Source organism: Candidatus Polarisedimenticolia bacterium, from assembly GCA_036001465.1.
GTDB lineage: Bacteria > Acidobacteriota > Polarisedimenticolia > Gp22-AA2 > Gp22-AA2 > Gp22-AA3.
In genome coordinates this window covers 1-25,701 of sequence record DASYUH010000022.1, presented here as the reverse complement: position 1 = coordinate 25,701, position 25,701 = coordinate 1, and the positions used below count along the sequence as shown (strand labels likewise).

21 protein-coding genes and 5 tRNA genes are annotated in these 25,701 nt (G+C 70.0%); 13 read left to right on the top strand and 13 right to left on the bottom strand.

The genetic code is table 11. The features are described from left to right. The first annotated feature begins 106 nt into the window (after positions 1 to 106). Positions 107 to 379: a hypothetical protein gene (locus VGV60_04765; GenBank protein ID HEV8700565.1), complete on the top strand. Its 273-nt coding sequence runs from the start codon at positions 107 to 109 to the stop codon at positions 377 to 379. Next, positions 369 to 1,007, top strand: a complete 639-nt coding sequence (gene thiE, locus VGV60_04760) for a thiamine phosphate synthase (protein HEV8700564.1) — start codon at positions 369 to 371, stop codon at positions 1,005 to 1,007. The genes VGV60_04765 and thiE overlap by 11 nt, the downstream gene beginning before the upstream one ends. Positions 1,008 to 1,031: 24 nt before the next feature. Here the strand turns inward: thiE and VGV60_04755 are convergent, their stop codons facing one another. The 5 genes from VGV60_04755 to VGV60_04735 all read right to left on the bottom strand — a co-directional run bounded on the left by VGV60_04755 (position 1,032) and on the right by VGV60_04735 (position 6,569). Continuing rightward, positions 1,032 to 1,790, bottom strand: coding sequence for an SDR family oxidoreductase (locus VGV60_04755; GenBank protein HEV8700563.1), 759 nt, complete (start codon positions 1,788 to 1,790; stop codon positions 1,032 to 1,034). A 137-nt stretch (positions 1,791 to 1,927) separates the two neighbouring features. Next, positions 1,928 to 2,995 (bottom strand): 23S rRNA (adenine(2503)-C(2))-methyltransferase RlmN, encoded by a 1,068-nt coding sequence (rlmN, locus tag VGV60_04750; GenBank protein HEV8700562.1) that lies wholly within the window; start codon positions 2,993 to 2,995, stop codon positions 1,928 to 1,930. A 57-nt stretch (positions 2,996 to 3,052) separates the two neighbouring features. Further along, on the bottom strand, positions 3,053 to 4,000 hold the full coding sequence (locus VGV60_04745) for an ABC transporter permease (protein ID HEV8700561.1): 948 nt from the start codon (positions 3,998 to 4,000) through the stop codon (positions 3,053 to 3,055). Between the two features lie 11 nt (positions 4,001 to 4,011). After that, positions 4,012 to 5,637: an ABC transporter substrate-binding protein gene (locus VGV60_04740; protein ID HEV8700560.1), complete on the bottom strand. Its 1,626-nt coding sequence runs from the start codon at positions 5,635 to 5,637 to the stop codon at positions 4,012 to 4,014. Between the two features lie 14 nt (positions 5,638 to 5,651). Then, complete coding sequence (locus tag VGV60_04735) at positions 5,652 to 6,569, bottom strand: ABC transporter permease (GenBank protein HEV8700559.1); 918 nt, start codon at positions 6,567 to 6,569, stop codon at positions 5,652 to 5,654. A 111-nt stretch (positions 6,570 to 6,680) separates the two neighbouring features. Between VGV60_04735 and VGV60_04730 the strand changes: the two genes are divergently transcribed. Together VGV60_04730 and VGV60_04725 are read left to right on the top strand one after the other, a co-directional pair. Further along, a complete protein-coding gene (locus VGV60_04730) occupies positions 6,681 to 7,346 on the top strand; it encodes a tetratricopeptide repeat protein (GenBank protein HEV8700558.1) in 666 nt (221 codons plus the stop codon). A 90-nt stretch (positions 7,347 to 7,436) separates the two neighbouring features. Further along, on the top strand, positions 7,437 to 9,953 hold the full coding sequence (locus VGV60_04725; protein ID HEV8700557.1) for a hypothetical protein: 2,517 nt from the start codon (positions 7,437 to 7,439) through the stop codon (positions 9,951 to 9,953). Positions 9,954 to 9,963: 10 nt separating this feature from the next. Here VGV60_04725 and purH read toward each other — a convergent pair whose 3' ends face one another. From purH to VGV60_04710, 3 genes are all read right to left on the bottom strand, one after another. Further along, entirely contained in the window at positions 9,964 to 11,559 is a 1,596-nt protein-coding gene (purH, locus tag VGV60_04720; GenBank protein ID HEV8700556.1) for a bifunctional phosphoribosylaminoimidazolecarboxamide formyltransferase/IMP cyclohydrolase, read from the bottom strand. After that, positions 11,556 to 12,521, bottom strand: a complete 966-nt coding sequence (locus VGV60_04715; GenBank protein HEV8700555.1) for a hypothetical protein — start codon at positions 12,519 to 12,521, stop codon at positions 11,556 to 11,558. Before VGV60_04715 ends, purH begins: the two co-directional genes overlap by 4 nt. A gap of 78 nt (positions 12,522 to 12,599) precedes the next feature. Next, positions 12,600 to 12,950, bottom strand: coding sequence for a hypothetical protein (locus tag VGV60_04710; protein HEV8700554.1), 351 nt, complete (start codon positions 12,948 to 12,950; stop codon positions 12,600 to 12,602). 63 nt (positions 12,951 to 13,013) lie between these two features. On the opposite strand from VGV60_04710, the gene VGV60_04705 reads away from it, so the two are divergent. Next, a complete protein-coding gene (locus VGV60_04705) occupies positions 13,014 to 15,155 on the top strand; it encodes a bifunctional aldolase/short-chain dehydrogenase (protein ID HEV8700553.1) in 2,142 nt (713 codons plus the stop codon). 20 nt (positions 15,156 to 15,175) lie between these two features. Here the strand turns inward: VGV60_04705 and VGV60_04700 are convergent, their stop codons facing one another. Both VGV60_04700 and VGV60_04695 read right to left on the bottom strand, forming a co-directional pair. Next, complete coding sequence (locus tag VGV60_04700) at positions 15,176 to 15,877, bottom strand: tetratricopeptide repeat protein (GenBank protein ID HEV8700552.1); 702 nt, start codon at positions 15,875 to 15,877, stop codon at positions 15,176 to 15,178. A gap of 8 nt (positions 15,878 to 15,885) precedes the next feature. Next, complete coding sequence (locus tag VGV60_04695) at positions 15,886 to 16,518, bottom strand: MXAN_5187 C-terminal domain-containing protein (GenBank protein HEV8700551.1); 633 nt, start codon at positions 16,516 to 16,518, stop codon at positions 15,886 to 15,888. A gap of 191 nt (positions 16,519 to 16,709) precedes the next feature. On the opposite strand from VGV60_04695, the gene selA reads away from it, so the two are divergent. Further along, positions 16,710 to 18,191, top strand: a complete 1,482-nt coding sequence (gene selA, locus VGV60_04690) for an L-seryl-tRNA(Sec) selenium transferase (GenBank protein HEV8700550.1) — start codon at positions 16,710 to 16,712, stop codon at positions 18,189 to 18,191. Positions 18,192 to 18,209: 18 nt separating this feature from the next. Here the strand turns inward: selA and ychF are convergent, their stop codons facing one another. Both ychF and VGV60_04680 read right to left on the bottom strand, forming a co-directional pair. Continuing rightward, positions 18,210 to 19,292, bottom strand: coding sequence for a redox-regulated ATPase YchF (ychF, locus tag VGV60_04685; protein ID HEV8700549.1), 1,083 nt, complete (start codon positions 19,290 to 19,292; stop codon positions 18,210 to 18,212). 53 nt (positions 19,293 to 19,345) lie between these two features. Next, positions 19,346 to 22,954, bottom strand: coding sequence for a carboxypeptidase regulatory-like domain-containing protein (locus VGV60_04680; GenBank protein ID HEV8700548.1), 3,609 nt, complete (start codon positions 22,952 to 22,954; stop codon positions 19,346 to 19,348). A gap of 130 nt (positions 22,955 to 23,084) precedes the next feature. Between VGV60_04680 and VGV60_04675 the strand changes: the two genes are divergently transcribed. From VGV60_04675 to VGV60_04645, 7 genes are all read left to right on the top strand, one after another. Further along, positions 23,085 to 23,161: transfer RNA gene (locus VGV60_04675), tRNA-Pro, on the top strand. Positions 23,162 to 23,213: 52 nt separating this feature from the next. Further along, positions 23,214 to 23,290 (top strand) — tRNA-Arg (locus VGV60_04670). Between the two features lie 80 nt (positions 23,291 to 23,370). Beyond that, positions 23,371 to 23,853, top strand: a complete 483-nt coding sequence (locus tag VGV60_04665; GenBank protein ID HEV8700547.1) for a hypothetical protein — start codon at positions 23,371 to 23,373, stop codon at positions 23,851 to 23,853. 101 nt (positions 23,854 to 23,954) lie between these two features. Then, positions 23,955 to 24,030, top strand: a tRNA-Arg gene (locus tag VGV60_04660). Positions 24,031 to 24,077: 47 nt separating this feature from the next. Continuing rightward, a tRNA-His gene (locus tag VGV60_04655) sits at positions 24,078 to 24,153 on the top strand. A gap of 19 nt (positions 24,154 to 24,172) precedes the next feature. Beyond that, positions 24,173 to 24,245: transfer RNA gene (locus tag VGV60_04650), tRNA-Lys, on the top strand. An 89-nt stretch (positions 24,246 to 24,334) separates the two neighbouring features. After that, positions 24,335 to 25,468 (top strand): hypothetical protein, encoded by a 1,134-nt coding sequence (locus tag VGV60_04645; GenBank protein ID HEV8700546.1) that lies wholly within the window; start codon positions 24,335 to 24,337, stop codon positions 25,466 to 25,468. 20 nt (positions 25,469 to 25,488) lie between these two features. Here VGV60_04645 and VGV60_04640 read toward each other — a convergent pair. Further along, positions 25,489 to 25,701: hypothetical protein (locus tag VGV60_04640; protein HEV8700545.1), on the bottom strand; the 213-nt coding region annotated here is incomplete at its 5' end.

Below are 25,701 nucleotides of genomic sequence, written 5' to 3'. Positions count from 1 at the left end.
CGAGGTCACCTCGGCAAGGGCGGCCATTCTATCAAAAGGTCGAGGCCAGTCAATCAATGCGGCCGAATCTGCTACCCTGTGCAGGTTTCGGGGGCCCCCGGTGGCGATGAAACGGCCGATCCTGCACTTCCTCTATCTTCTTTATATCATCGAGACCGGTGTGTTCCTGGTGCTCGTCCCCTGGTCGCTCATGTGGGTGCACTCCTACTTCGCCCAGATACCCCCGCTGCGGCCGATCCTGCTGAGCGGCTTCGTGCGCGGCTGCGTCTCGTCGATCGGGCTGATCCAGATCGGGATGGGAGGGATCGACTTCCTGGCCTTCTGCCGCGCCATCAAGGGCCCATCGCCGGATGGCGCCGCCGCCCGCGATGAGACTTGATCACCCCGGCGTCTGCTTCGTCACGAGCCGGCAGGCGACCGGCGATCGCCCGCTGCTCGAGGTCGTGACGGCCGCCATCGCCGGCGGCTGCGACCTGATCCAGGTGCGCGAGCGGGACATGACCGGGGGCCCCCTCCTGCAGCTGGTCCGGGCGATCGTCGACGCGGCGAAGCCCCGGGGTGCGCGCTGCGCCGTCGTGGTGAACGACCGTCTCGACGTGGCGCTCGCCGCGAAGGCCGCCGGCGTCCACCTTCCGTCCCAGGGCCTGCCGATCGGTCCCGCGCGCCGGCATGTCGGTAAGAAGTTCCTGGTCGGGCGATCGGTCCACTCTCTCGCCGAGGCCAGGCAGGCTGGCAAGGAGGGTGCCGACTACCTGTTCTTCGGCCCGGTCTTCGCCACCCCTTCCAAGGAGGCCTTCGGCCCGCCGCAGGGGCCGGAGATGCTGCGCAAGATCGCCGAGGCCGCGAAGATCCCCGTCTGGGCGATCGGCGGCATCCATCCCGGCACGGCCGCCGAGCTGCGCGGCCTGCCGATCGCCGGCGTTGCGGCTATCTCGTTCATCGCCTCCGCCGCCGACCCGGCCGAGGCGGTCCGGGCGCTGCGCGCCGCGCTCGCGGGTCCGGGGTAGCGGCCACCACGACAGGACCCGCCTTCACCCGCAGAGGATCGTCCCGCCGTTGACGTTGAGAATCTCACCGGTGATGAACGACGCGAGGTCGGAGCACAGGAAGAGGACCGGGCCGGCGATCTCCTCGGGGGTGGCGACGCGGCCGAGGGGAGAGGCTTCGCCCGAGGCGGTGCCCTCGCGCTCGAGGGTCTCATGGCTCATGTCGGTGTCGACCCACCAGGGGGCGACGGCGTTGACCAGGATGCCGTGCGGCCCGAGCTCGGTCGACAGCGACTTGGTGAACGAGATGATGGCCCCCTTCGAGGCGGCGTAGTCGGAATGAAGCGCCTCGCCGCGCTGCCCGGCGGTCGAGGCGATGTTGACGATGCGGCCCCAGCGGCGCTCCCGCATCGCGGGGACGGCGGCGCGCGTGCAGTAGAAGGAGCCGTCCAGGTTGATGCGCAGGGTCTTCTCCCACTGCGCATCGCTCAGCGTCGCGACCTCGACCCCCTCGGGCGGCTCCCAGATGCCGGCGTTGTTCACCAGGATGTCGGCGCGGCCGAAGCGGAGAAGAGCCGAGCGGACCAGCCGGTCACAGTCCCTGGGGCGCGAGACGTCCGCGTGAACGGCGACGGCCCGCCCGCCGGAGGCGCGCACGCGCCGCTCGAGATCGCGGGCGGCCGCGGCCCGGGAGCGGTATGAGAAGACCACGTCGGCGCCGGCCTTGGCCAGGGCCAGGACGCAGGCACGGCCGATGCCGCGCGAGCCGCCGGTCACGATGGCCGCGCGGCCGGCGAGATCGATGCCGACACCCGGCCGACGGTGCCGAGGCCGACGGCGTGGCGAGGGACGGCGTTGCGGCCGACGGCGTTGGGTGTGGGGGCGTGGACCGCGACGGGCTCGCATGGGACGGCGGTTCTTCGGACCGGGCATCGCTTCCCTCAGCGCGCGGTGGCGGTGACCAGCTGGCCGCAGGCGGCCCCGACGTCGCGCCCCTTGCTCCAGCGGATGGTGGCCGTCACCCCGCGGGCCACGAGGGCGTCGCGGAAGCGGCCGGCGCTCGCGACCTGCGGCGTCTTGAATCCGGGCACGCCGGCCTCGTTGTACGGGATCACATTGACCTTGGAGCGCAGGCCCCGCACCAGCCGGGCGATGCGGGCGGCGTCCTCCTCGCGGTCGTTCTGGCCCGCGATCAGGCAGTACTCGAAGGTCACCTTCTCGCGCGGCACGAGGGGGACGCGCCGGCAGGCGGCGAGGAGCGCCTCCAGGTCGTACTTGCGGTTGATCGGCATCAGGTCGTCGCGCCTCTGGTCCGTGGTCGCTCCGAGGGAGATCGCCAGGCGCGGACGCGGCGTCTCCCGCGCCAGCCGGTCGATACCGGGGACGACGCCGGCGGTCGACAGCGTGACCCGGCGCGGAGGGAGGCCGAACCCCTTCGGATCGATCATGATCCGGAAGGCGCGCATCACCGCGTCGTAGTTGAGGAGCGGCTCCCCCATCCCCATGAAGACGATCCGATAGCCGCCCGGAGCCAGGCCGTTCTCCCGGGCCATCACGGCGATCTGGCCGACGATCTCCCCCGGAGTGAGATTGCGCACGAGCCCCATCGTCCCGGTCAGGCAGAAGCGGCAGGCGAGCGGGCAGCCGATCTGCGACGACAGGCAGAGGGTGACGCGGCTGCCGTACAGGATGTAGACCGTCTCGACCTCGCCGCCGTCTTCGAGGACGCAGACGTACTTCTTCGATCCGTCGGCGGAGAGGCGCACGTCCCGGATCGCCGGCCAGGTCACCTGGAAGCGCCCCGACAGATCGGAACGGAGCGTCGCCGGCAGGTCGGTCATCCCCTGCACCTCGGTCTGCAGGCGGCCGTACATCCAGTGGAAGATCTGGGAGGCGTGAAAGGCCTTGCCCGTCAGGGGCAGAAGGGCGGCGGCAATCTGCTCCCGATCCATGCCGAACAGGTTCGGCCGGCGCGCCGGGTCCTGGGGTCGGGCCACGTGCCCGTGCATCGATCCTCCTCTGGAGAAGAGGATTCTAGCGCAAAGGCTCGCGGGGCCCTCAGGCCCCTAGTAGTGGATGCGCGGGTCGAGATAGACGTACGCCAGATCGACCGCGAGGCTGGCCAGGACGAAGATCGCCGTCAGGAACAGGACGCCCCCCTCCACGACCGGCAGGTCCCGCAGGCCGATGGCGCGCACGATCGTCTTCCCGAGTCCCGGCCAGGCGAAGACGTACTCGGTCGCGACCGCCCCCCCGAGCAGCCCGGCGAAATCGAGGCCGACGACCGTGATCACCGGGAGGAGCGCGTTCTTCAGGGTGTGGCGCGCGAAGACGCGCGCCCCGGAGGCCCCCTTGGCCCGGGCGGTCTGCAGGAAATCGGCGGTGCCGGTGTCGATCAGGCTGGCGCGTGCGACGCGGGCGATCCCCCCCATCGACACGAGCGACAGGGTCAGGGCGGGCAGGACCAGGTGGTCCCACTCCGGCAGGCGGATCGAAGTGAACGGCAGGATCATCCCGTTCATCCCGTACCCCAGGACCGGCAGCCACCCCAGGCCGGAGGCGAACACCAGCATCAGGATGAGGCCGAGCCAGAAGACCGGCAGGGAGGTGCCCAGAAGCGCCAGGAAGAGCACGACGGAATCGACCAGACGCCCGCGATTGAGCGCGGCAAGCGAACCCAGGACGAGCCCCCCGCCGGCCGACAGCAAAACCGCCGCGACGGCGAGGATGAAGGTCGCCGGGAAATGGTCGGCGATGATCGCCGACACCGGGCGCTTCTGCACGTAGGAGGTCCCGAGATCGCCGCGCAGGATCATCCCGAAGTAGTGCAGAAACTGCGCCGGGGCGGGCCGATCGAGCCCCCATTCCTCGCGGATCGACTGCAGGACGTCGGGATCGGCGCTGGCGCCGCCGGCGATCAGCCGGGCGGGATCGCCGGGCAGGAGGAAGACGAAGACCCAGACGATCGCCGCGGCCGCGAGCAGGACCGGCACCAGCCCGAGAATGCGCCTCAGGATGTAGCTCGTCAGGTCGCGCCCCTCTCGATCCTCAGCCGGTCGAGCGGCAGGCGGAACTCACCCAGAGGAGACAGGACGACCCCCTTCACGTACGGCTTGTACAGCGTCTTCGACTGGTAGTAGCTGAGGAAGATCCAGGGCGGATCCTCCATCACGGCGATGCGCTCCGCCCGTCGGTACAGGTCGGCCCGCTTGTGCGGGTCGGCGGTGTCGAGGGCCTGGTCGATGATCGCGTCGACCTGGGCGTTCTTGTATCGGCCGAAATTTCCGGCGGGGCCCCAGTTGGACGAGTGCAGAAGCGGCCGCAGGATGGCGTCGGCGTCGGGGTAGTCGAGGTACCACCCGAAGCGGAACATCTGCGCCTGGCCCGGCTTGCCCGCCGTGCCGGAGACGCCGGCGATGTACGCCGCCCAGTCCACCTCGCGGACGGTGAGGTCGACGCCGATCTTCTTCAGATCGCTCTGCACCTGCTCGGCGATCCGGCGGTTGTCCTCGCCGGTGTTCACCCAGAGCGCGATCGGCGGCAGCCCCTTGCCCGCCGGATAGCCGGCCCGCGCCAGGAGGCTGCGGGCCTTCGCCTCGTCGTGCGGATACCCCGGAAGGTCGGGATCGTGCCCCGGAATGCCGGGAGGGATGATCCCGTTGGCCGGCAGGTTCCCAGGCATCAGGACTTCCCACAGATAGTGCTTGTCCACGGCGTAGTTGAAAGCCTGGCGCAGGGGAATGTTTCCCCTGAACGGGGCCACCGCCATGTTGAAGCCGATGTACCCGGTCCCGATGAACGGGTAACGGCGGATCTCGGGGCCGACCTTCGCGATCATGGCGGTGTCGCTGTCGTCCGGGACTTCGTCCAGGCTGTCCAGGCCGCCGGCGAGGTATTCCTGAAGAGCGCTGGTCCAGTTCTCGATCATCCGGACCACGACGCGATCGATCGCCGGCCTGCCGCCATAATAGCGATCGAAGGCCAGAAGCTCGATGAAGTTCCCCTGCTCCCAGCGCGAGAATCGGAAGGGGCCGCAGCCGACGGGGGCGCGCAGGTAGGCCTTCTGCGGATCGTCGTAGGCTTCCTTCGGCACGATGGCGATGTTGGTCATGGTCAGTTGGGACAGGAACGGCGAGAACGGCTTCGACAGCCGCACCTCGACCGTGCGATCGTCGGGCGTCGAAACCCCGGCGATGGAAGCGCTCGTCCCCGCGGTGAACTCCCTGGCCCCTTCGATCGGCTCGAGGAGGAAGCGCCGCGGAGAATTGGTCTCCTTCCTGAGGATGCGCTCGAAGGAGTACACGACGTCGGCCGCGGTGGCCGTGCGTCCGTTGTGGAACGTCGCCCCCGCCCGCAGGTGGAAGGTGTAGGTGCGGCCGTCCGGGGAGATCGTCCAGGACTCGGCCACGGCCGGCCTGATCTCGAGCGTTTCGGGATCGAGCTCGACGAGGCCGCGATGGACGTTCAGGATGATCGCCTCCGAGAACTGGTCGTTGGCCAGGGCCGGGTCGAGCGTGGGGGGATCCTCGTGCAGGCGGAACCGGTAGACCTGCTCGGCGGGCGCTGCCGGCGGCTGCGAGCGCCCGCAGGCGAGGCCCGGAAGGACGGCCGTCGCGAGGATCGCCAGGACGGGAAGGTGCCCACTCTTCATGCGCGGATCTCCCTTTACAGGACCGCCCCGCCCCGTTTGGGGCCGAGCCGATCGGCAATTCCGTCTCCCAGAAGATTGAAGCCGAGAACGAGCAGGACGATGGCCAGGCCCGGGGCGATGCACACCCACGGCTTGGCGAGGAAATAGGCCTGTCCCTCGGTCACCATTGATCCCCACGACGGCAGAGGCGGCCGCGCGCCGACGCCGAGAAACGACAGCCAGGCCTCCATCAGGATGTTCCCTCCGATGCCGAGCGTGCCGACGACGATGAGCGGGCGGAGCGTCCCCGGCAGCAGGTGGCGCAGCACCAGGCGGGGGGCGCTGGCGCCCATCGCCTGCGCCGCCTGGGCGAACTCCAGCTCGCGCAGGCGCAGGAACTCGCCGCGCACCAGGCGGGCGATGGGGGCCCAGCCGAGGCAGCCGAGGACCAGGAAGACGATTCCGACGGACGGATGGGGCAGATGCCTCAGGATGGGCGCGCTCTCGGGCTCCGGCACGGCGGCGATGATCGCCAGGGCCAGGAGCGGTCCCGGAAACGCGAACACCAGGTCGGCGCAGCGCATCAGGAACGCGTCCATCCGCCCCCCGGCGAAGCCGGCGACGGCGCCCAGCGCCGTGCCCAGGACGAGGGCGATGATCTCGGCCACGATCCCGACCTCTAGGGAGATGCGGGCGCCGTGGATCAGCCGGCTCAGCACGTCCCGCCCCAGCCCGTCGGTCCCCAGAAGGCTGTCGCGGCTGGGCGGCGTCGGCGGCGTGATCGTGCGGGGAGCTACCTGCTCGTAGGGGTCGTGCCCGAACCAAGCGGTCAGGAGCGGGGCGAAGAGGGCGCAGACGAGGAAGACGCCCACGAGCGCGGCGCCGATCGAGATGGAGAGCCGCGAGCGCGACAGGGTGGGCGGGCGCAGCGCGGGCGACGTCACGGGCGTCACGGCCGGGACTATAGCACAGGGACGCCGGGCCCACTCCCAGAGCGCGGCGCGCGAAGGCCGCGTCCCGGCACCTTGATTGGACCGGGGCCCTGTGTTAGGGTGCGCCATCTCATGAACAAGGACCAGCTGCAGTTTCTCGTCTCGGGCATCCTGTTCGGCTTCCTGATCGGCTACATCATCGCCTACGCCGTGCACGAACCGCGGGTGGTGCAGCAGGCGGCCCCCGTCCCGGCGGCGGGCAACATGGGGATGGGCCAGAGCGTGCCGCCCGCGGCCGGCGCTGGCGCGGGGGGCGACTCCGGCGCGGGCACGGCCGGCGGCGGTGGCGGCGAGCAGATGATGGCCCGCGTCTTCGAGGAGATCACCGCCCTCAAGGCGGCGATCGAGAAGGACCCGAAGGACGTGAGGGCCCTCCTGCGTCTGGCCAACATGTACCACGACTCCCGAAAGTTCGACCAGGCGGTCGAGTTCTACACGAGGGCGCTCGCGATCACGCCGGAAGACGTCGACGCCCGGACCGACATGGGCATCTGCCTGTACGAGATGGGCAGGGCGGACGAGGCGATCGCGCAGTTCCGGACCTCGCTGCAGTACGGGCCGAAGCACTGGCAAACCTGGCTGAACCTGGGCATCGTCTCCCTGTCGGGCAAGAACGACGTCCGGACCGCCACGGAGGCGTTCGCCAAGGTCGAAGAGCTCAATCCGGGGTTCAAGGACCTGCCGGTCCTCAAGGACGCCTTGAAAAAGGCGGGCGCGACCGGCCGCAGCGGCACCTGAACCTTCCGTCGGTATCTGCAGGGCCTCCAAGCGTTTGACTTCCCGCCCGCAGGGCATAAATTGTGCCGTTGCGGGGCCCGTCTGTCCCGCATGGGCGGAGTCGTGATCGACGACGAAAAACTGCAGGATCTCCTGACCCGGGCTTCCTCCCTCTACAACAACGGGGAGTACAAGGGGGCGATCGAGGCCTGGACGGAGGCGCTGTCGGTCGATCCACAGAGCCAGAAGGCCAAGGAGGGGATCCGCATGGCGACCCTCCTGATCGGGGATTTCGAGTCCACGCCCGCCGGGGTCCCCGAGGAGGCGCCCGCTCCCGCCGACGGCGCCGGGGACGAAGCGGGAGACGTGCCGGCGGAAGAAGTCGAGGCGCGGCTCGAGCTGGGGATCGCGCGCGTCAAGCAGCTCCTGGCCGAGCGCCGGCACGCCGAGGCGATCGAAGGGGCCCAGGGGCTCCTGCCTCTGGATCCCGCCTCGCCCGAGCTCCTGGCCCTCCTGGAGCAGGCGCAGCACGCCTTCGAGTCCGCGCCGTTCATCGACGAGCACCTGACTCTGGCCCGCGAGCTCCTGGCGCAGGAGCGCTTCGCCGAGGCCGAGACGGAGTGCAAGAAGGTCTTCACGCTGGATGCCTCCCACCCCGGCGGGAAGGTGCTCCTCAAGGAGATCCGCGACCAGATCCAGAAGAGCCTCAAGGCCGCCGCCAGCCAGCTCGGCGGCATGACGGTCAAGCTGTCGATGTCGGATGTGATGAAGGCGGGCCCGAAGCCGACTTCGCCGCCCGCCCCCGCGCCGGCTCCCGCTCCCGCTCCGCGGGAAGCCCCGGAAGTACCCGAGAAGGAGGTCCCCGACACGGATGGTGGTCCGGACTCGTTCGAGTTCGGCGACCAGGCGATCGTCCAGGAAGAGGTCGCCGCCCGCGCCTCGCTCGAAGCCGCCTTCTCCGACCCGGCGCACCAGAGTCCTCCCGAGGAGTCCCCATTCGAGCTGGCCGGAGGCGAGGCGCCGACCGCAGCGCCGGACATGCCTCTGCCGGGGCCGGCCAACACCCTGGAAGACACCGTGGTCGAGGCGAAGACGGTGAGACCGGCCTCCTCGCGCGTCGTCCCGAGAGGGCCGGTCCCGGCCGAGGAACCGGCCGCGACGCCGACCCCCGCTCCGGCCGCAGGCCGCGTGGCCCCTCCGCCCGTCGTGACCGGCCCGGCCAGGAAGCCGCAGACGCCCGCGCCGGCCGCGGCGGCCAAGCCCGCCCCGACCACGAAACCGGCCGCGGCAGGCGCCCCCTCGACGGTCCCGGTGGCGGAGCCCTCGGCGCAGGACGAGACGTCGGCCTGGGAAGCCGAGCTCGCGCAGCTCAACTTGAAGGAGAAGGAGCGCGGCATCCTGCGGGGGACGGGCGCGAAAGCGGTGGGCTCCACGGCCGATGCCGGCGACGTCGACCTGATGTCGCTGCTCGACAACGGCTCGATGCCTGGCATGGGGGAACCGGAAGGCGGGAAGACGGACATCAGCCCCCCGTCCGTTCCCCTGGCCCCTGCCAAGGAGTCCATGAAGCCGGCGAAGCCTGCGGAGGAGCCGAAGAAAAGCCGGCACCATGCGGGGGGGACCGCGCCGGTCGTGGCGGAGGCTCCGGTGACCCAGACGAGGCTGCGCCCGGTCGACAGGCCGAGACCGGTGGCGGGCCAGGCGAAGCGGGGGGGGTCGTCCTTCGTCAAGATTCTTCTGCTGCTCCTCCTGCTCGCCGGTGGCGGGGCGGCGGCCTGGGTGTTCTACATCCAGCCGCGCGTTCTCGGAGGGGCCGGACAGCCCGGACAGCCGGTGGCCCCGCCGGCCGGTTCGCCGACCGGCACCCTCGACGCCGCGCAGGGGCCGATCCCGACGCCGATCGGCGGATCGAGCCGCCAGCAGCCGGCGCTGCCGCAGGGGAACGACGGGGCCGGCGTCGGCGGGCCGTCCCAACCGGGCGCGGCCGGCACCGGACCGGGCGCCGCCGTGGTGAATCCGGGCGGAACGCCCGCGTCGGCATCGGGACCCGCCGCGGCCCCGGGGTCCCGCTCCAACGAGCCGATCAAGCCGCCCACGGTCCCGGCGCTGTCACCGGAAGAGGCGCGCCGGAAGATCGCCTCGTTCACGGCCGATGGGCGCCGCCTGATCGCCGAGGGAAAATGGCGCGAGGCGCGGGCAAAGCTGAACGCCGTCCTGGCGCTCGACCCGGCCAACATCGAGGTGAAGGAGCTCGTCGACCAGGCCCAGACGAAGATCGACGACGAGCAGAAGCTGCAGGACGAGTTCGATTCGGTGAAGAGCCTGATGGCCGAGAAAGACTACGAGAACGCCCTGCGCAAGCTCTACCGCCTGCCGCGCGACAAGGGACTGGGCGACATCGACCTCTACATCAGGAACGCCTGGTACAACTGGGCGGCCACCCTGATGAAGGCGGGCAATTCACGGGACGCCCTGCAGAAGCTGTCCGAATGTCTCACCGTCGATCCGGACGACGCCCAGGCCCTGAAGCTTCAGGAAGTGGCGGAGAAGTACACCACCCGCGCCAAGGACCGCGTCTACTACGCCTTCGCCGACGCCCTCGTCCTTCGCGACCTCGGACAAAAGTAAGCCACGGCGTTCAGTGCCGGAAGTGACGCGTGCCGGTCAGGACCATCGCCAGGCCGTTCTCGTCCGCGGCGGCGATCACCTCGCTGTCTTTCACCGAGCCGCCCGGCTGCGCCACCGCCGTGATGCCGGCCCGGGCGGCCTCGTCGAGGCCGTCCCGGAACGGGAAGAACGCGTCGCTCGCCAGCACGGCGCCCCGGGGGGTCTGGAGCGATTTCATCACGGCCAGGCGGACCGAGTCGACGCGGCTCATCTGCCCGGCGCCGATCCCGATGGTGCGGTCGGCGCGCGCCAGGACGATGGCGTTGGACTTGACGTGCCGCGCCACCCGCCAGGCGAAATCCAGCGCCTGCAGCTCGGAGGCGGTCGGTGCGCGTTTCGTGACGACCCGCGCCGCGGTCATGTCGGTCGCGGCGTCGTCCCAGTCCTGCACCAGATAGCCTCCCGTCACGCGGCGCACGTCCAGCCCGCTGAACCGGTCGCCGGAGCCGGCCTCCATCACCCGCAGTCCCTTCTTCTCGGCGAGGGCGTCGAGCGCCGCGGCCTCGAATCCGGGCGCGATCAGGCACTCCAAGAAGGTGGCGGCCGCCTCCGTGGCGGCGGACCCGTCGAGGGGGCGATTGAATGCCGTGATCCCTCCGAACGCCGAGGTCGGGTCGCACTGCCGCGCCTTGATGAACGCCTCCTTGAGAGTCGCGCCGACCGCCGCGCCGCACGGATTGTTGTGCTTGACGATCACCGCCGCCGGAGCGTCGAACTCGTTGACGGCCCGCCAGGCGGAGTCCAGGTCGATGATGTTGTTGAACGACAGCTCCTTGCCCTGGAGCTGCCGGGCGGCGGCCACGGAGCCGGGGGCGACCTCGGTGCCGGCGTAGAGCGCCCCGCGCTGGTGGGGATTCTCGCCGTAGCGCAGCTCCTGAAGAAGGCGCCCCTCGAGCACGAGCCGCTCCGGGAAGCCCGGCCGCGATCCCGCCGAGGGGGGCGCGCCGGAGGGCCGGTCCGATCCTGCGGCCAGCCGGCCGGCGAGCTCCGCCTGGATCGCCGCATCGTAGGAGGCGGTGTGGGCGAACGCCTTGACCGCGAGCCGAAGGCGGGTCGCGTCGCTCAGCGCGCCGTCCGCCCGCAGCTCGCGCAGCAGCTCCGGGTAGTCGGATGGATCGACGACGACGCCGACGTGGCGGTGGTTCTTGGCGGCGGCGCGCACCATGGCCGGGCCGCCGACGTCGATCATCTCGATCACCTCGTCCAGCCGCGACCCGGGGCGCGCCGCGACGTCCCGGAATGGATAGAGGTTCACGATCACGAGCCCGATCGGCTCGATTCCCGAGCGCGCCAGGTCGTTCCGGTGCGACTCCTTCGTCAGATCGGCGAGGATCCCTCCGTGCACTTTCGGATGGAGCGTCTTGACGCGCCCCTCGAGGATCTCGGGCTGCCCGGTGTAGTGGGCGATCTCGACCACGGCCACGCCGGCCTTCTTCAGGGCGGCCGCCGTTCCTCCCGAGGACAGGAGGGTGTGGCCGAGCTCCGCCAGCTCGCGCGCCAGGTCCACGACGCCCGTCTTGTCGTACACGCTGATGAGCGCGCGTTTCCGGCCCCCGGGTCGGCTCACCGCCCACCCCCGGACGGGGCCGGCGACGGCGAGGGTCTGGGCGCGGGACGCGCGGGCGTCGGGCCCGGCGACGGCGCCGGGCCTGGCGACGGGGACGACTTTGCAGACGGAGCGGCGACGGTCGCGGGCGGCGTCGGGCCGGCCTTCGGCGCGCCGGACCCGGATGCCGCCTTGCGGCGGGTCTTGGGCGGGCGCGGCGGGACGCGCACCTTCTCCGGCGGGGGCCCGTCGAGGAACGGCGTCCCCTTCATGTCGCCGTGGATCGACGTCCAGACGTGCTTCCAGATCCAGGCGACGTCGCTGGTGGCGTGGGAATACGACAGGGAGGTGATGCCGAACGGCACCGAACGCTCGTCCAGGGCGGATGGCGACACCGGCGAGCCGTCGTCCTTGAACGCCCGCCCGATCAGCGCGTAGTTCTTTCCGGCGCGACGGGCGATCCCCTGGACGAACCCGCGGACGTCGCCCTTGCGCAGGGCCGCGGGCTCGTCGCGATCGACGACGAACGGGATGCGGTCGAGCATGCGCTCGACGTAGCGCCGGTAGGCGTCCCGGTACAGGGGCTCGCGCGGGTCGGCGTCGGAGGCGTTCAGCGGGAATTCCGCGTCGCTCACCAGGTGCGCGAGGATCCCCATCTCGTAGGTGACGCGCGCGAACGAGGCGCGCTGCTTCAGGAGTCCCCGGATCTCCTCCACCTTGCGGTCCGTCCCGGCCGCCGCCAGGCCGCTCCGGCCGTCGGCGTGCTGGAAGTGGACCTCCTCCCCTTCGCGGCGCGACGGGTCGAGCATGCCGCGCACCAGGTCCTTCTCGTAGCGCAGGAGGATCTCGCGCAGCGCCGGCGGCGAGATCTTGAGCGCGTCCTGGATCATGCGGGATCGCGTGGCGTCGGTCCACGACTGCGCCAGGGCCACGGGGCAGTGCGCCAGGATCAGGAGGGCCGTGGCCCGCGCGCGACGCGACATGCGCGGATTCTAGCAGCGGGGGCCGGCTGTGACAACGCCGGTCGGGACCGGGCGGACGGGCGCAGGCTCCCGGGGGGGCTACTTCTGAATCGCGGACTCCGCGGCGAGGCGCGGGATGGCGGGCGCTTCGGCGGAGCGGGCCGCGCGGCGGGTGCGCCGGATCTCGTCCACCCACGTGCCGATGATGATGGCGACCATCATGAGAAAGTAGCAGGCGAAGAAGCCGGTGATGAATCCGCGCGAGTAGTAGGCGCCCACCTGCCGGTAGTACTCCGGAAAACGCATGAGCGCGGGTCCGCCCTCGATCGTGTTGCCGGCCATCGCGCGCACGAAGCCCATGAAGGCGCGAAGCGTCAGGGCGAGGCCCGCGACCGACACGGCAAGACCCGCGAGGCGGATCACCTTTTTGCGATCGGGGGTGAGGGGCATCGCCCCGAATATACGCTGACCCTCCGCCGGGGGCCACGGAAAGAGCGGGTATAATCGCCGCCCATGCAGAATCTGTGGCGCGATGAGGAAGCCGGCGGCCTGTCCGGCCTCGACCTGCTCGTCTACCGCTCCCGCCTGATCGGCCGGGACCCGAACCTGGTCGTCTGGGGAGGGGGGAACACCTCCATCAAGCACGAGGAGACCGACTTCCGCGGCCGCCGCGTCCGCGTCATGCGGATCAAGGGGAGCGGGTCCGACCTCAAGAGCATCGAGCCGAAGCACTTTCCAGGGATCCGGCTCGACGATCTCGAGCCCCTCGAGAAGCGCGGGGCCATGTCCGACGAGGAGATGGTGGCCTACCTCGTCCACGCCCTCATGGAACCGCAGTCGCCGCGACCGTCGATCGAGACGCTCCTGCACGGGTTCGTGGCGCACCCGCACATCGACCACACGCACGCCGACGCCATCCTGGCCCTGACGAACACCGCGGACGGCCGGCGGCAGGTGGATGCGGTGTTCGGCCAGGACGCCGTGTGGGTGCCGTACCGGCGCCCCGGCTTCGCGCTGTCGCGCGAGGTCGCCGAGGCGGTCCGGACGCACCCGAAGGCCCGCTGCGTCATGCTGGAGAAGCACGGGCTCATCACCTGGGGGAAGACCGCGAAGGAGTCGTACGACGCCACCATCGAGATGAACACGCGCGCCGAGGAGCACGCCCGGCAGCGCGGCGCGGGGAAGGCGGTCTTCGGGCCGGCGGCGCGGACGCCCCTGCCGCGCGAGGCGCGCCGGGCCGTCGTGGCCCGCATCGCGCCGTTCCTGCGGGGGCTCCTGAGCGGCCGTCCGCCGGATGCGGGGTCGGGAAAGGGCGGGACCGCGGCGCCGCCCGCGGGGGCCTCCCCGGGACACGGCGGGCGCGTGATCCTGCGCTTCGACGACGGCGAGGACGTCCTGGAGTTCGTGTCGTCCCGGAGCGCCCGCGATCTCTGCCAGGTCGGGCCGGCCACGCCGGACCACCTCCTGTACACGAAACCGCGGCCGCTGTTCGTCGAGCCCCCGGCCGATCTCGAGACGCCCGGCGGCAGCGAGGGGCTCAAGGCGGCGCTTTCCGACGGGCTGCGGCAGTACGCCGCCTGGTACGAGGAGTACGTGCGCCAACACGCCACGGGCAAGGAGCCCCGGCTCGACCCGCTGCCGCGCGTCGTCCTGATCCCCGGCGTCGGCATGCTGACGGCCTGGAAGGACGCGAAGCACACGCGGATCGTCGCCGACATCTACCACCACACCGTCGGCGTCATGAGGGCCGCGCAGGGGATCGGCGAGTACCGTTCGCTCGACATCAAGGACACCTTCGACGTCGAGTACTGGCCGATGGAGCTGTACAAGCTGAGCCTGGCGCCGCCGGAGAAGGAGCTGGCGCGTCGTGTGGCCCTGGTGACCGGCGCGGCCCACGGCATCGGCCGCGCCATCGCCCGCCTGTTCGCGGCGGAGGGGTGCCACGTCGCGGTCACCGACCTCGACGGGGAGAGGGCGGCCGCCGTGGCGCGCGAGATCTGCGAGGCGCAGGGGATCGATCGCGCCATCGGGCTCCGCATGGACGTCGCGGAGGAGTCGAGCGTCGAGACGGCGTTTCGGGACACGGTTCTGGCCTACGGCGGCGTGGACGTCGTCGTGTCCAACGCCGGCATGGCGCACTCCGCCCCGATCGACCGGATGGACCTGAAGGACTGGCAGCGGTCCCTGGACGTGAACGCCACGGGCCACTTTCTCGTCGCCCGGGCCGCCCTGCGAGTTCTGAAGGACCAGGGGATCGGCGGCGGGCTCGTGTTCGTCGCGTCCAAGAACGTCCTGGCGCCCGGCAAGGACTTCGGCGCGTACAGCGCCGCCAAGGCGGCCGAGACGCAGCTCGCCCGCGTCCTGGCGATCGAGGCGGGGGAGCACGGCATCCGCGTCAACATCGTCAACCCCGACGCCGTCTTCCAGGATTCGCGCCTGTGGTCGGACGCGGTGCGCGAGGAGCGGGCCCGGGCCCACGGCGTGCCGGCGGACCAGCTGGAGGACTTCTACCGCAGGCGGAACCTGCTCAAGGTCCGCGTCCTGGCGGAGGACGTGGCGCAGGCGGCGCTGTGGCTGGCATCCGATCGCTCCGGCAAGACGACCGGTTGCATCCTGCCGGTCGACGGCGGCGTGCGGGAGGCGTTTCCCCGCTAGGAGTCCGTCCTGACAGGCTCCTAGGGCTTCGGCTTCTTCTTCGGCTTGGGCGGGTACATCGACTGGACCGCCAGGACGACCGAGCCCCCCTTGTCGAGGTAGGACTGGATCAGGATCTCCGGGATGTGGCGGTTGGTGGCGATCTGCGGATTGTTGCGCACGTCGAGCAGGCCCGGGTCGATCTCGATGGCCCTCTGGTAGTAGACGAGCGCCTGGTCGAAGTTTTTCCTCTGGTCGAGGTTCGCTCCCAGGTTGTAGTAGGCCAGGGCGTAGGCCGGATTCAGCTTGATGGCCCTGCGGTAGGCGTTCTCCCCGTCCGCAAACTTTCCCTGGGCCGTCCGGGCGACGCCGAGGTTGTTCCAGGCGATCGACAGGTCCGGCTGAATCTTCAGCGCCTTCTCGTACTGCACGACCGCCTGCTGCAGGCGTCCGTGCTGCACCAGGACATTTCCCAGCTCGTTGAGGAGGGCCGGGTTGTTCGGCGTGACGGAGAGCCTCTCGACGATCGACTTGTAGTCGAGGGGGACCGCCTGGTCGATCGGCGTGAGCCCCGCGACGGGGGCCGGCGCCGGAGCACGGGCCGGCTCGTCCTGGGCCGGGGCCGTCTCGGCCTCGGGCGGCTGCGCCAGCGCGGCGGTCGATCCGGAGAGGAGGAACAGGGCGCCGAGGACCGCCAGGGCGACCGTCAAAACGGAGTTTCGAGCCGCCGGGCGTGCCGTCATGCGACCTCCTACTTCAAGGGCTTGGCCTTGATGCTGACCTTGTTGTCGTTGGAGTATATCTTAAAGTCGATCTGCTCACAATCGACCCGGCCCTTGATGGTGGCGGTGTGACGGGCGATCTCGCGCGCGAAGGAGTCGAACGAGGGCTTCTTCCGGTCCCCGACCTGGTCCTTGGCGGCGATGAAGGTCTCGTAGAGATTCCGCAGGGTCTTCTCGTCCTTCCCGGAGGTCGGGATGCGCCAGGACTCGGGGGGCTTGCCGGGCCCCTTCGCGGCGCCCCGCCGGCCGGGGGCCGGCCGCGGCGCCGCGCCGCCGTTCGATCCTCCCGTGAGCCCCCCGGAGGCGCCGGAGTGATGCGCGGCGCGCCGGGCCAGCGGGTGCAGGTGCGCCCCCTCCTCCTTGGTCCTCAGGCCCTTCAGCCACAGCTCGGAATAGGCGTTGAACTTGTTCAGCACCGAGTTGTAGAGGAACCTCTCGCCGACCGACTTGATGTTGAACTGCATCTGCTTGACCTGCTTCTCCAGGGCGTCGCGCTGGCTGGTGGGCGGCCGCGGGACCGATCCGGTGAAATAGAGGTCGAACTGGATCTTCAGCTTGGTGATTTCGAGGTCGAGCCGGCGGATTTCCTCGTCGACGGTCAAGGTCGGGCGCCCTCGTCTGTGGGGGCCCGGGCGCGATGCCCGGACGCTTCGGACCCGACTGAATATAGGGTCGCGCGGGCCGCGAATTCAAAAGGCGGAACTTTGACAGCCCGCGAAGACGTGTGGTGAAATGCCGCTCCCCGGGCGATTGCAACAATGTGCTCGCCGGGCCGCGGAGGCGAGTCATCCCGATGCCGTCGTCCAGGTCCTTGTCCGGCAGGCCCGCTCCCGGGCCCGGCCGGGGGCGCTCCCGGGGAGGCGCACGCACGGCCGTCCGGGCGGCGCCGCGGTCCATCCCCCAGGTCCATGCGGTCATGGAGCGCGAGGACCTGAAAGAGGCGGCGGCCCGTCACGGCCGGGCCTTGATCGCCTCCCTCGTGCGGGAACGCCTTCTGGACCTGCGCCGCCGGACCGTGGGCCGGAAGCTCGACGGCGCGGGGCTCGCGGCCGAGGTGGACGCTCTCCCGGGCTGGGTCGAGCGCGAGGCGCGGGCGCGGACGACCTCGAGCATGCGCCCGGTGATCAACGCCACGGGCGTCGTCCTGCACACCAACCTGGGCCGGGCGATCCTGCCCGAGGCGGCCGCCCGCCGCATGGTCGAGGTGGCCCGCGCCTACACCACGCTCGAGTACGACCTGGCGCGGGGCTCGCGCGGCTCGCGCTCGTCGCACCTCGACCGCGTCGCCTCCCTGCTCTTCCCGGGGCGGGGGTTCCACGTCGTCAACAACAACGCGGCGGCGGTCCTCCTGGCCCTCAACACGCTCGCGGAGGGGAAGGAGGTCGTCGTGTCGCGCGGCGAGCTGGTGGAAATCGGCGGGTCGTTCCGCATCCCCGACGTGATGCGCAAGAGCGGCGCCATCATGAAGGAGGTCGGCACGACCAACAAGACCCGCCTTCTGGACTACGAAAAGGCGCTGGGTCCGCGGACGGGACTGATCCTCAAGGTTCACCCGAGCAACTACCGGATCGTCGGCTTCACCGCCCAGGCGGGGCTGAAGGAGGTCGCGGCCCTCGGCCGGCGCCGCGGGATCCCGGTGGTCATGGACCAGGGAAGCGGCAACCTGCTCGACCTGGCGCGTCACGGCATCCGGAACGAGCCGTCGGTCTTCGACGCCCTCGCGGACGGCGCGGACGTCGTCTGTTTCAGCGGCGACAAGCTGCTCGGCGGCCCGCAGGCGGGCCTCCTCGTCGGCCGGCCCGGTCTGGTGAAGAGGATGAAGGAGAACTCCCTCAGCCGGGCCCTGCGGCTGGACAAGACGACCTACGCGGCGCTCGAGGCGGTCCTCCTGGAATACGCCCGCGGCACGGCCCCCACGAACCTGCCGGTCGCGCGGATGGTGACCGCCACGTACGAGGAGGTGGGGACGCGGGCGCGCCGGCTGGCGGAGACGATCGCGGCGCGCGCCGGCGAGGCGCTGGCGCTCGAAGTGGTGCCGGGGATGTCCGTTCCGGGCGGTGGCTCGGCGCCCGAAGAGGGGCTGCCGACGACCCTGGTTTCGGTCGTCGCCCGCGGCCTGTCGGCCCGCGCCGTCGAGGAGCGCCTGCGAGCGCACTCGACCCCCGTGATCGCGCGGATCGAGGGGGGCCGGGTCCTCCTGGACCTGCGCACCGTGCTCGAGGAACAGGAGGACGTCCTGGCGGAGGCCGTGATCGGGCTTGCCCGGGGCGCCTGAGGCGCGCGACTCCCTCCCTCAGACGTTGAAGCGGAAGTTGATGACGTCACCGTCCTGGACGACGTAGCTCTTTCCCTCGGATCGCAGCTTCGCCTTCTCGCGCGCCGCCGCGATGCTGCCGGTGGCGATGAGGTCGTCGTACGCCACGACCTCGGCGCGGATGAACCCCTTCTCGAAGTCGGAATGGATGGTGCCGGCGGCGCGCGGGGCGGCGGCGCCGCGCCGCACCGGCCAGGCGCGGCACTCGTCCTCGCCGACGGTGAAGAACTGGACGAGCCCGAGCAGGCCGAACGCCGCCCAGATCAGCCGGTCCCGGGCCGGCTCCTGGAGGCCGAGATCGTCCAGGAAGGCCCGCGCGTCGGCGGCCTCGAGCGAGGCGATCTCCTCCTCCAGCCTGGCGGAGATGGCGCACAGCGCCATGCGGGGACGGGCGGCGAGGTCCCCCAGCCCGAAGGCCTCGACGTAGCCGGCCATCTTGGGCACGTCCGCTTCGTCCAGGTTGACGACGATCAGGATCGGCTTGGCGGTCAGGAAGGCGAACCCGCGGATTTTCTTGAGATCGTCCTCGGACAGGTCGAGCTCGCGGATAGGCTTCTCGCGCTCCAGCCCCTCGAGGCAGCGCTTGACGACCGGCAGCTCCAGCTCGTCGTCCTTGTTCTTCGCCTTCTTGATGTTCAGCTCCAGGCGTTCCAGGCGGCGCTGCGCCACGTCGAGGTCGGCCAGGATCAGCTCGGTCTCCATCGTGGCGACGTCGCGCCGCGGATCGATCGCGCCCTCGCTGTGCGGGATGGCATCGTCCCGGAAGGCGCGCACCACGTGGGCGATGGCGTCCACGTTGCGCATCTCCTTCAGGTCGACCGCCTCGGCCTCGCCCTTCGAAAGCCCCTGGATGTCGAGGAAGTCGACGTGCGCGTAGGTGGTCTTCTTCGGCTTGAACATGGCCGACAGGCGGTCGAGCCGCGGCTCGGGAACCCTGGCGACGCCGACGTTCGGCTCGACCTTGCCGGACGCGAACCGGTCGACGGTGACGTGCGCCCCGGTCAGGATGTTGAACAGGGTGGTCTTTCCGACCTTGGCGAAGCCAAGCATGCCGATCTTCACTGAGGGTCTCCCTCGGAGGGGCGGGATTCTATCAGGAGACGGCTCCAGGAGCCTTAGAACTCGAACTGAAACCCCATCTGGATCCTGCGCCCGAAACGGCGCACGCCGTCCAGCTGCAGGCGCGTCAGGGGGGTCGGGTCGTTCGGATTGAAGGAGTCGGCCTCGGTGGGAAGGTAATTGAAGATGCGCAGGTCGTCGGTGTTCAGGACGTTGAAGACCTCGAGGAAGAGGGCCCCGGCGTTCCGGCCGACGGGCAGGGTCTTGCGGACCCTGAAGTTGAGGTCGCGGACCGCATGGTTGCGCAGGCTGTTGCGGCGCACCGGCACGAACCTCCAGTTGCCGTCGACCTTGGTGGTGAAGCCGTAGCGCGTGCGGAACTGGAGGTAGTTGGCGTCGTCGAGCGCGAAGAAGCGCGAGATGATGGAGTAGGGGAGCCCGGAAGCCCAGCTCGCGGAGGCGCCGATCTGCCAGTCGCGTGGAAGCAGGATCGCGGCGTTCAGCTTGACGACGTGGCGCTGATCGTAGTCCAGGTATCCGAACTCCGTCTCGACGGTGGACGGGTCGTTCCCGAGGCGCGACTGGAAGTCCTCGGCCGACCCCACCGCCCGCGAATAGGTGTAGGACCCCTGCATCTCCCAGCGGCGGGCCAGACGCCTGCGCAGCTCGACCGCGATGGCGCGGTAGCGCGCCTCGTTGTAATTCCCCACCCGCAGGACTTGATTGAAAAAGATGTTGTGGACGTACAGATCGGGGAAGCCATCCGGGAGCGGCAGGGCGTTGTCCTGACCGGACGTTCCCGGCGCGAATTGCGGGAGGCCGAGCCGGTCGGCAGGCCCGCCGGTCACCGGGTCGGGCCTCAGGGAATGATTCACGTCGACGTCCTGCAGCTGATTGCGGAAGCGCCGATCGACGAAGGTGACGGACAGGGCCACCTCCGGGGCGACCTCCCGCTCGAACCCGAGGGTCAGCTCGTCGCTGAAGGGGGTCTGCAGCGAGCGGTCCACCTGGGTGATCGACGGAGGGGACTTCGAGATCACGTTGCCCAGGTTCGCGTCCGGGATCGATCCGTTGAGGCCGGACGCGTCATACAGGTAATAGCGGGTCAGGAAGTCGGGCCCCTCCTCGCCGACGATCGTCCCCAGGAAGAGCTTGTCGAAGTAGCGCCCCCAGGAGGCGAACACCTTGGTGCGCCCGTCCGCCGGAGGGTCCCAGGAGACGGAGAGCCGCGGGGCGAGGTTGTGGTTCGTCAGCTGGAAACTCTGGCGCTGCTGGGGCAGGAAGCCGTACTCCAGGGCCTTTCTCGGATCCACCTCCTGGCCGCTGAAGATCTCGGGCAGGAGGCCGAGGAGCTCCGCCGAGGTGAAGGCGACCGAGGTGTGGGGCCGGGTCAGCCGGCCCAGGGCCACCCTCTCCACCGAGCGCCGCAGGGGGAGGAGCATCGTCGAGAGCCCTCCGATCCCGTTGTAGAGAGGATCCGCGAGCATTCCGTACCTCTGGATCTCGTCCGCCTCGACCTGGAGGCCGGAGCTTCCAGGCGTCCGGCCGGCGATCGACCTGAGGCGGTTGAAGAGCAGACGCTCCGGGGCCGGATCGAAGTAGGAGAAGCCGAATGTGTCGGCCGATTCGCGCTCGAACCGGAGCCCCAGCCCGAGACTCAGGTTGGGGACCGGCTTGTAGTTGTCCTGGGCGTACATCCCCGCCGTGACGCCGAGCGCGCCGTTGTCGACCGGGCTGTCGGCGGCCATCAGAACGCGCACGGTGCTCACGCAGGGCTTCTCGAAGTTCCCCTGCTGAACGGGCGGGCAGCCCTTCTTGCCGACCATGTAGGGGGCGCGCAGGGCGCGCGACGAGACGCGACGGTCGAACATTTCCCGCTCCGCGATCAGGCCGACCTTCACGTCGTGGCTGCCGCGCGCGTCGGGCAGGTAGGCGGAGAGGTCCTGGCGGAAGGTGAAGCGCCGGCGCCGGTCGAAGAGGTCCTGGTAGAACGGGCCGCTCACGATGCCGGTCTTCTGGTTGAGGCTGTAGTCGCGGTCCGGCGCCACCGGCGCGAGGCGGCCATAAGGGTAGAGCGTCGCGGGGAACGGAGTGTCGTTCAGGTTACCGTCCCTGTTCCGGTCTTCGTCGCCGGCGTCGAGATTCCCGTCGTAGTCCCTGTCCTCGCCGGAGTCCAGGATTCCGTTGCGGTTCACGTCCTCCGGGACCACGTCCAGGCGACCGTCGCAGTCCTTGTCCTCGCGCATCGCCCCCTCGCACCCATGTCGTACGATCCGGCCGTCCCCGTCGAGATCGTCGGTGAATTCAAGCACGTCGAACGCGCCGTCGAGATCGAAGTCCTCCCCCGGATCGCGCTCCCGGGCCTGGAGCTCCCCGTCGCGGTCGAAGTCGATCGCCATGATGCCGTTGTGGTTCGTGTCGGGATCGAGCGTCGGGGTGCGCGCCGGTCTCTCGTCGAAATGCGACACCGAGGTCTCCAGCGACACGTAGGGATTCAGGATCGACACGGCCTTCAGGGTCAGGATGGGGCCGCCGACCTTGTCGGTGAAGCCGCTCTCGACCCGGGAGAAGCTGTTCAGCCCCCGGTTCAAATATTCCTGAGGGTCGTAGTTGAGCGACAACGACAACCGCTGGTTCGCGGCCACCTGCCAGGTGAGCTTGGCGAACTCCCGGAACTCGCGGGTCCCGGCGACGAAGGCGGTGTTGAGCGCGTTCACCGGCTCATCCAGGTGCACATACTCGTGCGCCATGAAGAACCAGGCCCGGTCGCGGACGATCGGCCCTTCGAAGGACAGGAACGGCAGGTAGTCGTTGAAATGCAGGTCCCGGATCCCGACCTCGCCGACTCCGGCGTGCAGCCGCGGGCTGTCCGATCCCGCTCCGTCCCCGTCGAGGAGCGATCCGCGCCAGAAGAACTTGAAGGTCCCCTTGAATTCGTTCCCGCCCGACTTGGTGATGATGTTGACGAAACCCCCCTGCGCCCGGCCGAACTCGGCGGTCGCGCCCGAGGTCTTGATCTCGATCTCCTGGATCGACTCGATGTTGAGCTGCGCCCCGATCTTCCCGGTGAGCGGGTCGGTGGTCGACACGCCGTCGACCAGGGTGACGACGTCGGTGTCCCGCGCCCCGTGGATGTTGGGATTGCCGTCGCCGTCCACGTCGCTGACTCCCGGGGCCAGGGACAGGATGTCCTGGTAGTCCCGCCCCAGGATCGGCAGGGCCTCGATGAACTCCGAGCTGAAGCGCGATTCGATCGTCGTGTCGTCCAGGTCGACGACGTGCGGCTTGGCCCGCACCTCGACCCGCTCCCTCAGGCGTGACTCGGGCTGCAGGACGACTTGCAGGCTGACGAATCGCCCGGGCGGCACCTCGATGTCGTGGAGCGTGACGGTGGCGAAGCCGGCAAGACGCACGCTCAGCGCATAGTCCCCGGCCGGCGGCAGGGACGCGATCTGGAACTCCCCAGCGGAGCCGGTCACGGCGCCGCGGCCCGGCGACGCCTGGTGCTCGTTCTTGAGGGTGACCACGGCCCCCGGGAGGGGGTGCCCGTTGTCGTCGATGACGGTCCCCCGCACACCCCCGCTCGTCTGGCCGAACGCCACTGGAGCAGCCAGGCCCGCGAGGGCGCACACGAATGCCGCGACAGGAAGGCGGCGCAGGGGCATGATCCTCTTCAAAGGGTTGACTCCTGGTGATTTCATACCACCAAAACGGGGCGCGTGCCAGACATTCCAGCGCCCGTTTCAGGCCCGGCGAATCCCATTCCGCCGCCGGTTGTTATAGAATGCCGTCCCTCGGGGCGTAGCGCAGCCTGGTAGCGCATCTGCTTTGGGAGCAGAGGGTCGGTGGTTCGAATCCACTCGCCCCGACCAACGCCGTGGCCGGCGCCAGGGCGCCTTCGCCCCGGCCGGGATCGCGAATCACGCGCCTGTAGCTCAGCGGATCAGAGCACCAGCCTCCGGAGCTGGGAGTCGGAGGTTCGAATCCTCTCAGGCGCGCCATCCATGACGCGGGGCCCCGCCGTCCTCCGAGGGGCGGCGGGGCTTTCGCTTGTCCCCGCATGACGGGCCCGGGTGCACGGATGCAGGCTCCAGAGGACGCGCGGCCGCCGGATCGCCCGCAAGGGTTGGGGCTCCAGGTCGTGGCGTTGATTCTCGCGGCGCTCGTGCCGGTCGCGTGGCTCGTCGGCAGGAGGACGGTCCCGCCGGCGCGGCCCGCGCCGCTCGCTCTGGACGCCTCGGGGCCCATCGTGGTCCTGCAGCGCGGCGCCGAGGGACTGATGGCCGGGCCGAACCCGGCGCACCTGACGGCGCTCCCGGGACCGGGCGGGGCGTACCGTCTGGATTTTTCCCCCGGAGGGGGGGATCGGACGGCCAGTCCTCCGTATCGGCTCAAGATCCTGGGGCCCGGAGGCAAGGAGATCTGGCAGGGCTCGTGGACCGGGGCGGGGGACGGCCGGGTCGAGGTGGTCCTCCCCGCCGAGGGACTCTCGAGCGGCCCGCACGCGCTGGTCGCGACCGATTCCGTCGGGCGGGTGAGAAGTTTCCCGTTCCTCGTGCCCTAGGATGCCCCTGCGACAGGCTCCTCGATCGGTCCGCGGGGCGCTATGGTAATATGACCGGCTCCCGGGTGGCGATCGACGGGCGCGGCCGGCCACGGAGAGACGCGCCTGTAGCTCAGGGGACAGAGCAACGGCCTTCTAAGCCGTGGGTCAGGGGTTCGAATCCCCTCAGGCGCGCCACCCGTCCTCATGATTTTCCCGGGACGCGCGGTCCGAGACGACATGCGGTGAGTGTAGCTCAGGTGGTAGAGCCCCGGGTTGTGGCCCCGGTTGTCGTGGGTTCGAGTCCCATCACTCACCCCAAAGTGTTGCGCAGGGACGTGGGCCGTTAGCTCAGCTGGTAGAGCAGCTGACTCTTAATCAGCGGGTCGGAGGTTCGAATCCTCCACGGCTCACCGCGCCGCCCCTCGACGATTGACGTTGCGTCCCGGGCCTCCTCCGCGTACGTTCCCGGCAGGAATTCCGCCACCCAGGGAGGTCGTCGATGCCGAACGATTCGCTGGTCCGCATCCGCCCACTCGTGCGCGCCGTCGTCCCCGCGCTGATCGTGGCCGCCGCCCTCGGCTCGCTGCCGCGGCCTGCCCGGGCCCAATCGGGAGATGCGTGCCGGGTCCTCTATGGGGTCGATTCGGGCTCCGACAGCCTGAGCGTCGTCGATCTCGACGGTCGCACCGTCACGATCGTGGGTCCCGTCGGCAACATCAACCCGATCGCCATCGCGACCCGGCCGTCCGACGGGCAGGTCTTCGTGTGGGACAACGCCATCTCCTCGTTGATGACGGTGGACACCTGCACCGGTCGCGGCACGGAGCTGCGCGATCCCAGCTCGGCCAACATCATCTTGTACGACCTGGTGTTCACGCCCGAGGGTCGCCTCTTCGGCCTGGGGAATGCCCCGTACGAGCTCGATCCGGAGACCGGCCAGGTGCACGGCATGGGTGGATTCCGCGATCAGGACGGGCGGCAGATCAATCTCGTCTCGGCCTCGGCCTACGCCCCCGACGGCCGGCTCTTCGCCGTGGCGCACTCCAACGTCGAACTCGTTCCGATCGATCTCGGGCTGCTCGACCCCTACACCGGCACGTTCACCTTCGTCTCGAGGCTCACCCTCCCCGAGACCGACGGGCCGCAGGATCTCTTCTTCTCGCCGGACGGGACGCTGTACCTCATCGTCCTGCGCAATTTCGAAGTGGAACAGATGCACGTCTTCAGGGTGGATCCCGGCTCGGGCGACGCGACACTGGTCTGGCGCTCGCGATCCATTCCGCAAAGCGTCGCGTACGCTCCCGCCTGCGGCGTGCCGATCGACGCGTGCCGGCAGCGCGTGACGGACATCGTGGTCGATCACACCGGCTCGATCGGACGGGGATCGGCGGTCATCCGCTGGACGACCGTCGGGGAGACCGACATCGAGGGGTTCAACGTCGTGAGCATCGACGATCTGGGGGCGCGCACCCGGATGACCGTCGTGCCGGTGCCGTGCGAAGAGTGCATCACCGGCGCGTCGCACACCTACGAGTTCTTCATCCCCAAGCACCGCAGCAGCAAGAACCTCTTCATCGAGACGGTGCGCGTGGACGGGAGAATCGAAACGTACGGTCCCGCGGAGCGGCGCTAGCCGGGACTTCTCGCCGGGGTTCATTCGGATCGCATTGCGCGCGAGTGCGATCCGTCCGCTGATCCACTTGTTGGCGCGACAACCCTCCGCTCGTTGCGGTACCAGACCCCGAGGTCCTTCTTCCCGAGCCTCCACAGGATGCCGAGGGGCGCCTTGCCGCGGCAGGACGCCAGCAAGCCGTGCTCTCCCAGGTCGTGGTGGAAGTGGCACGCGCAGATGCGATTGTCGTGCGC

Excerpts from the sequence above, each read along its gene's own strand:
- VGV60_04765 (HEV8700565.1), top strand. The coding sequence starts at position 107 with ATGAAACGGCCGATCCTGCACTTCCTCTATCTTCTTTATATCATCGAG.
- thiE (HEV8700564.1), top strand. The coding sequence starts at position 369 with ATGAGACTTGATCACCCCGGCGTCTGCTTCGTCACGAGCCGGCAGGCG.
- rlmN (HEV8700562.1), bottom strand. The coding sequence starts at position 2,995 with ATGCACGGGCACGTGGCCCGACCCCAGGACCCGGCGCGCCGGCCGAAC.
- VGV60_04740 (HEV8700560.1), bottom strand. The coding sequence starts at position 5,637 with ATGAAGAGTGGGCACCTTCCCGTCCTGGCGATCCTCGCGACGGCCGTC.
- VGV60_04730 (HEV8700558.1), top strand. The coding sequence starts at position 6,681 with ATGAACAAGGACCAGCTGCAGTTTCTCGTCTCGGGCATCCTGTTCGGC.
- VGV60_04725 (HEV8700557.1), top strand. The coding sequence starts at position 7,437 with ATGGGCGGAGTCGTGATCGACGACGAAAAACTGCAGGATCTCCTGACC.
- VGV60_04715 (HEV8700555.1), bottom strand. The coding sequence starts at position 12,521 with ATGTCGCGTCGCGCGCGGGCCACGGCCCTCCTGATCCTGGCGCACTGC.
- VGV60_04710 (HEV8700554.1), bottom strand. The coding sequence starts at position 12,950 with ATGCCCCTCACCCCCGATCGCAAAAAGGTGATCCGCCTCGCGGGTCTT.
- VGV60_04705 (HEV8700553.1), top strand. The coding sequence starts at position 13,014 with ATGCAGAATCTGTGGCGCGATGAGGAAGCCGGCGGCCTGTCCGGCCTC.
- VGV60_04700 (HEV8700552.1), bottom strand. The coding sequence starts at position 15,877 with ATGACGGCACGCCCGGCGGCTCGAAACTCCGTTTTGACGGTCGCCCTG.
- selA (HEV8700550.1), top strand. The coding sequence starts at position 16,710 with ATGCCGTCGTCCAGGTCCTTGTCCGGCAGGCCCGCTCCCGGGCCCGGC.
- VGV60_04680 (HEV8700548.1), bottom strand. The coding sequence starts at position 22,954 with ATGCCCCTGCGCCGCCTTCCTGTCGCGGCATTCGTGTGCGCCCTCGCG.
- VGV60_04665 (HEV8700547.1), top strand. The coding sequence starts at position 23,371 with ATGCAGGCTCCAGAGGACGCGCGGCCGCCGGATCGCCCGCAAGGGTTG.
- VGV60_04645 (HEV8700546.1), top strand. The coding sequence starts at position 24,335 with ATGCCGAACGATTCGCTGGTCCGCATCCGCCCACTCGTGCGCGCCGTC.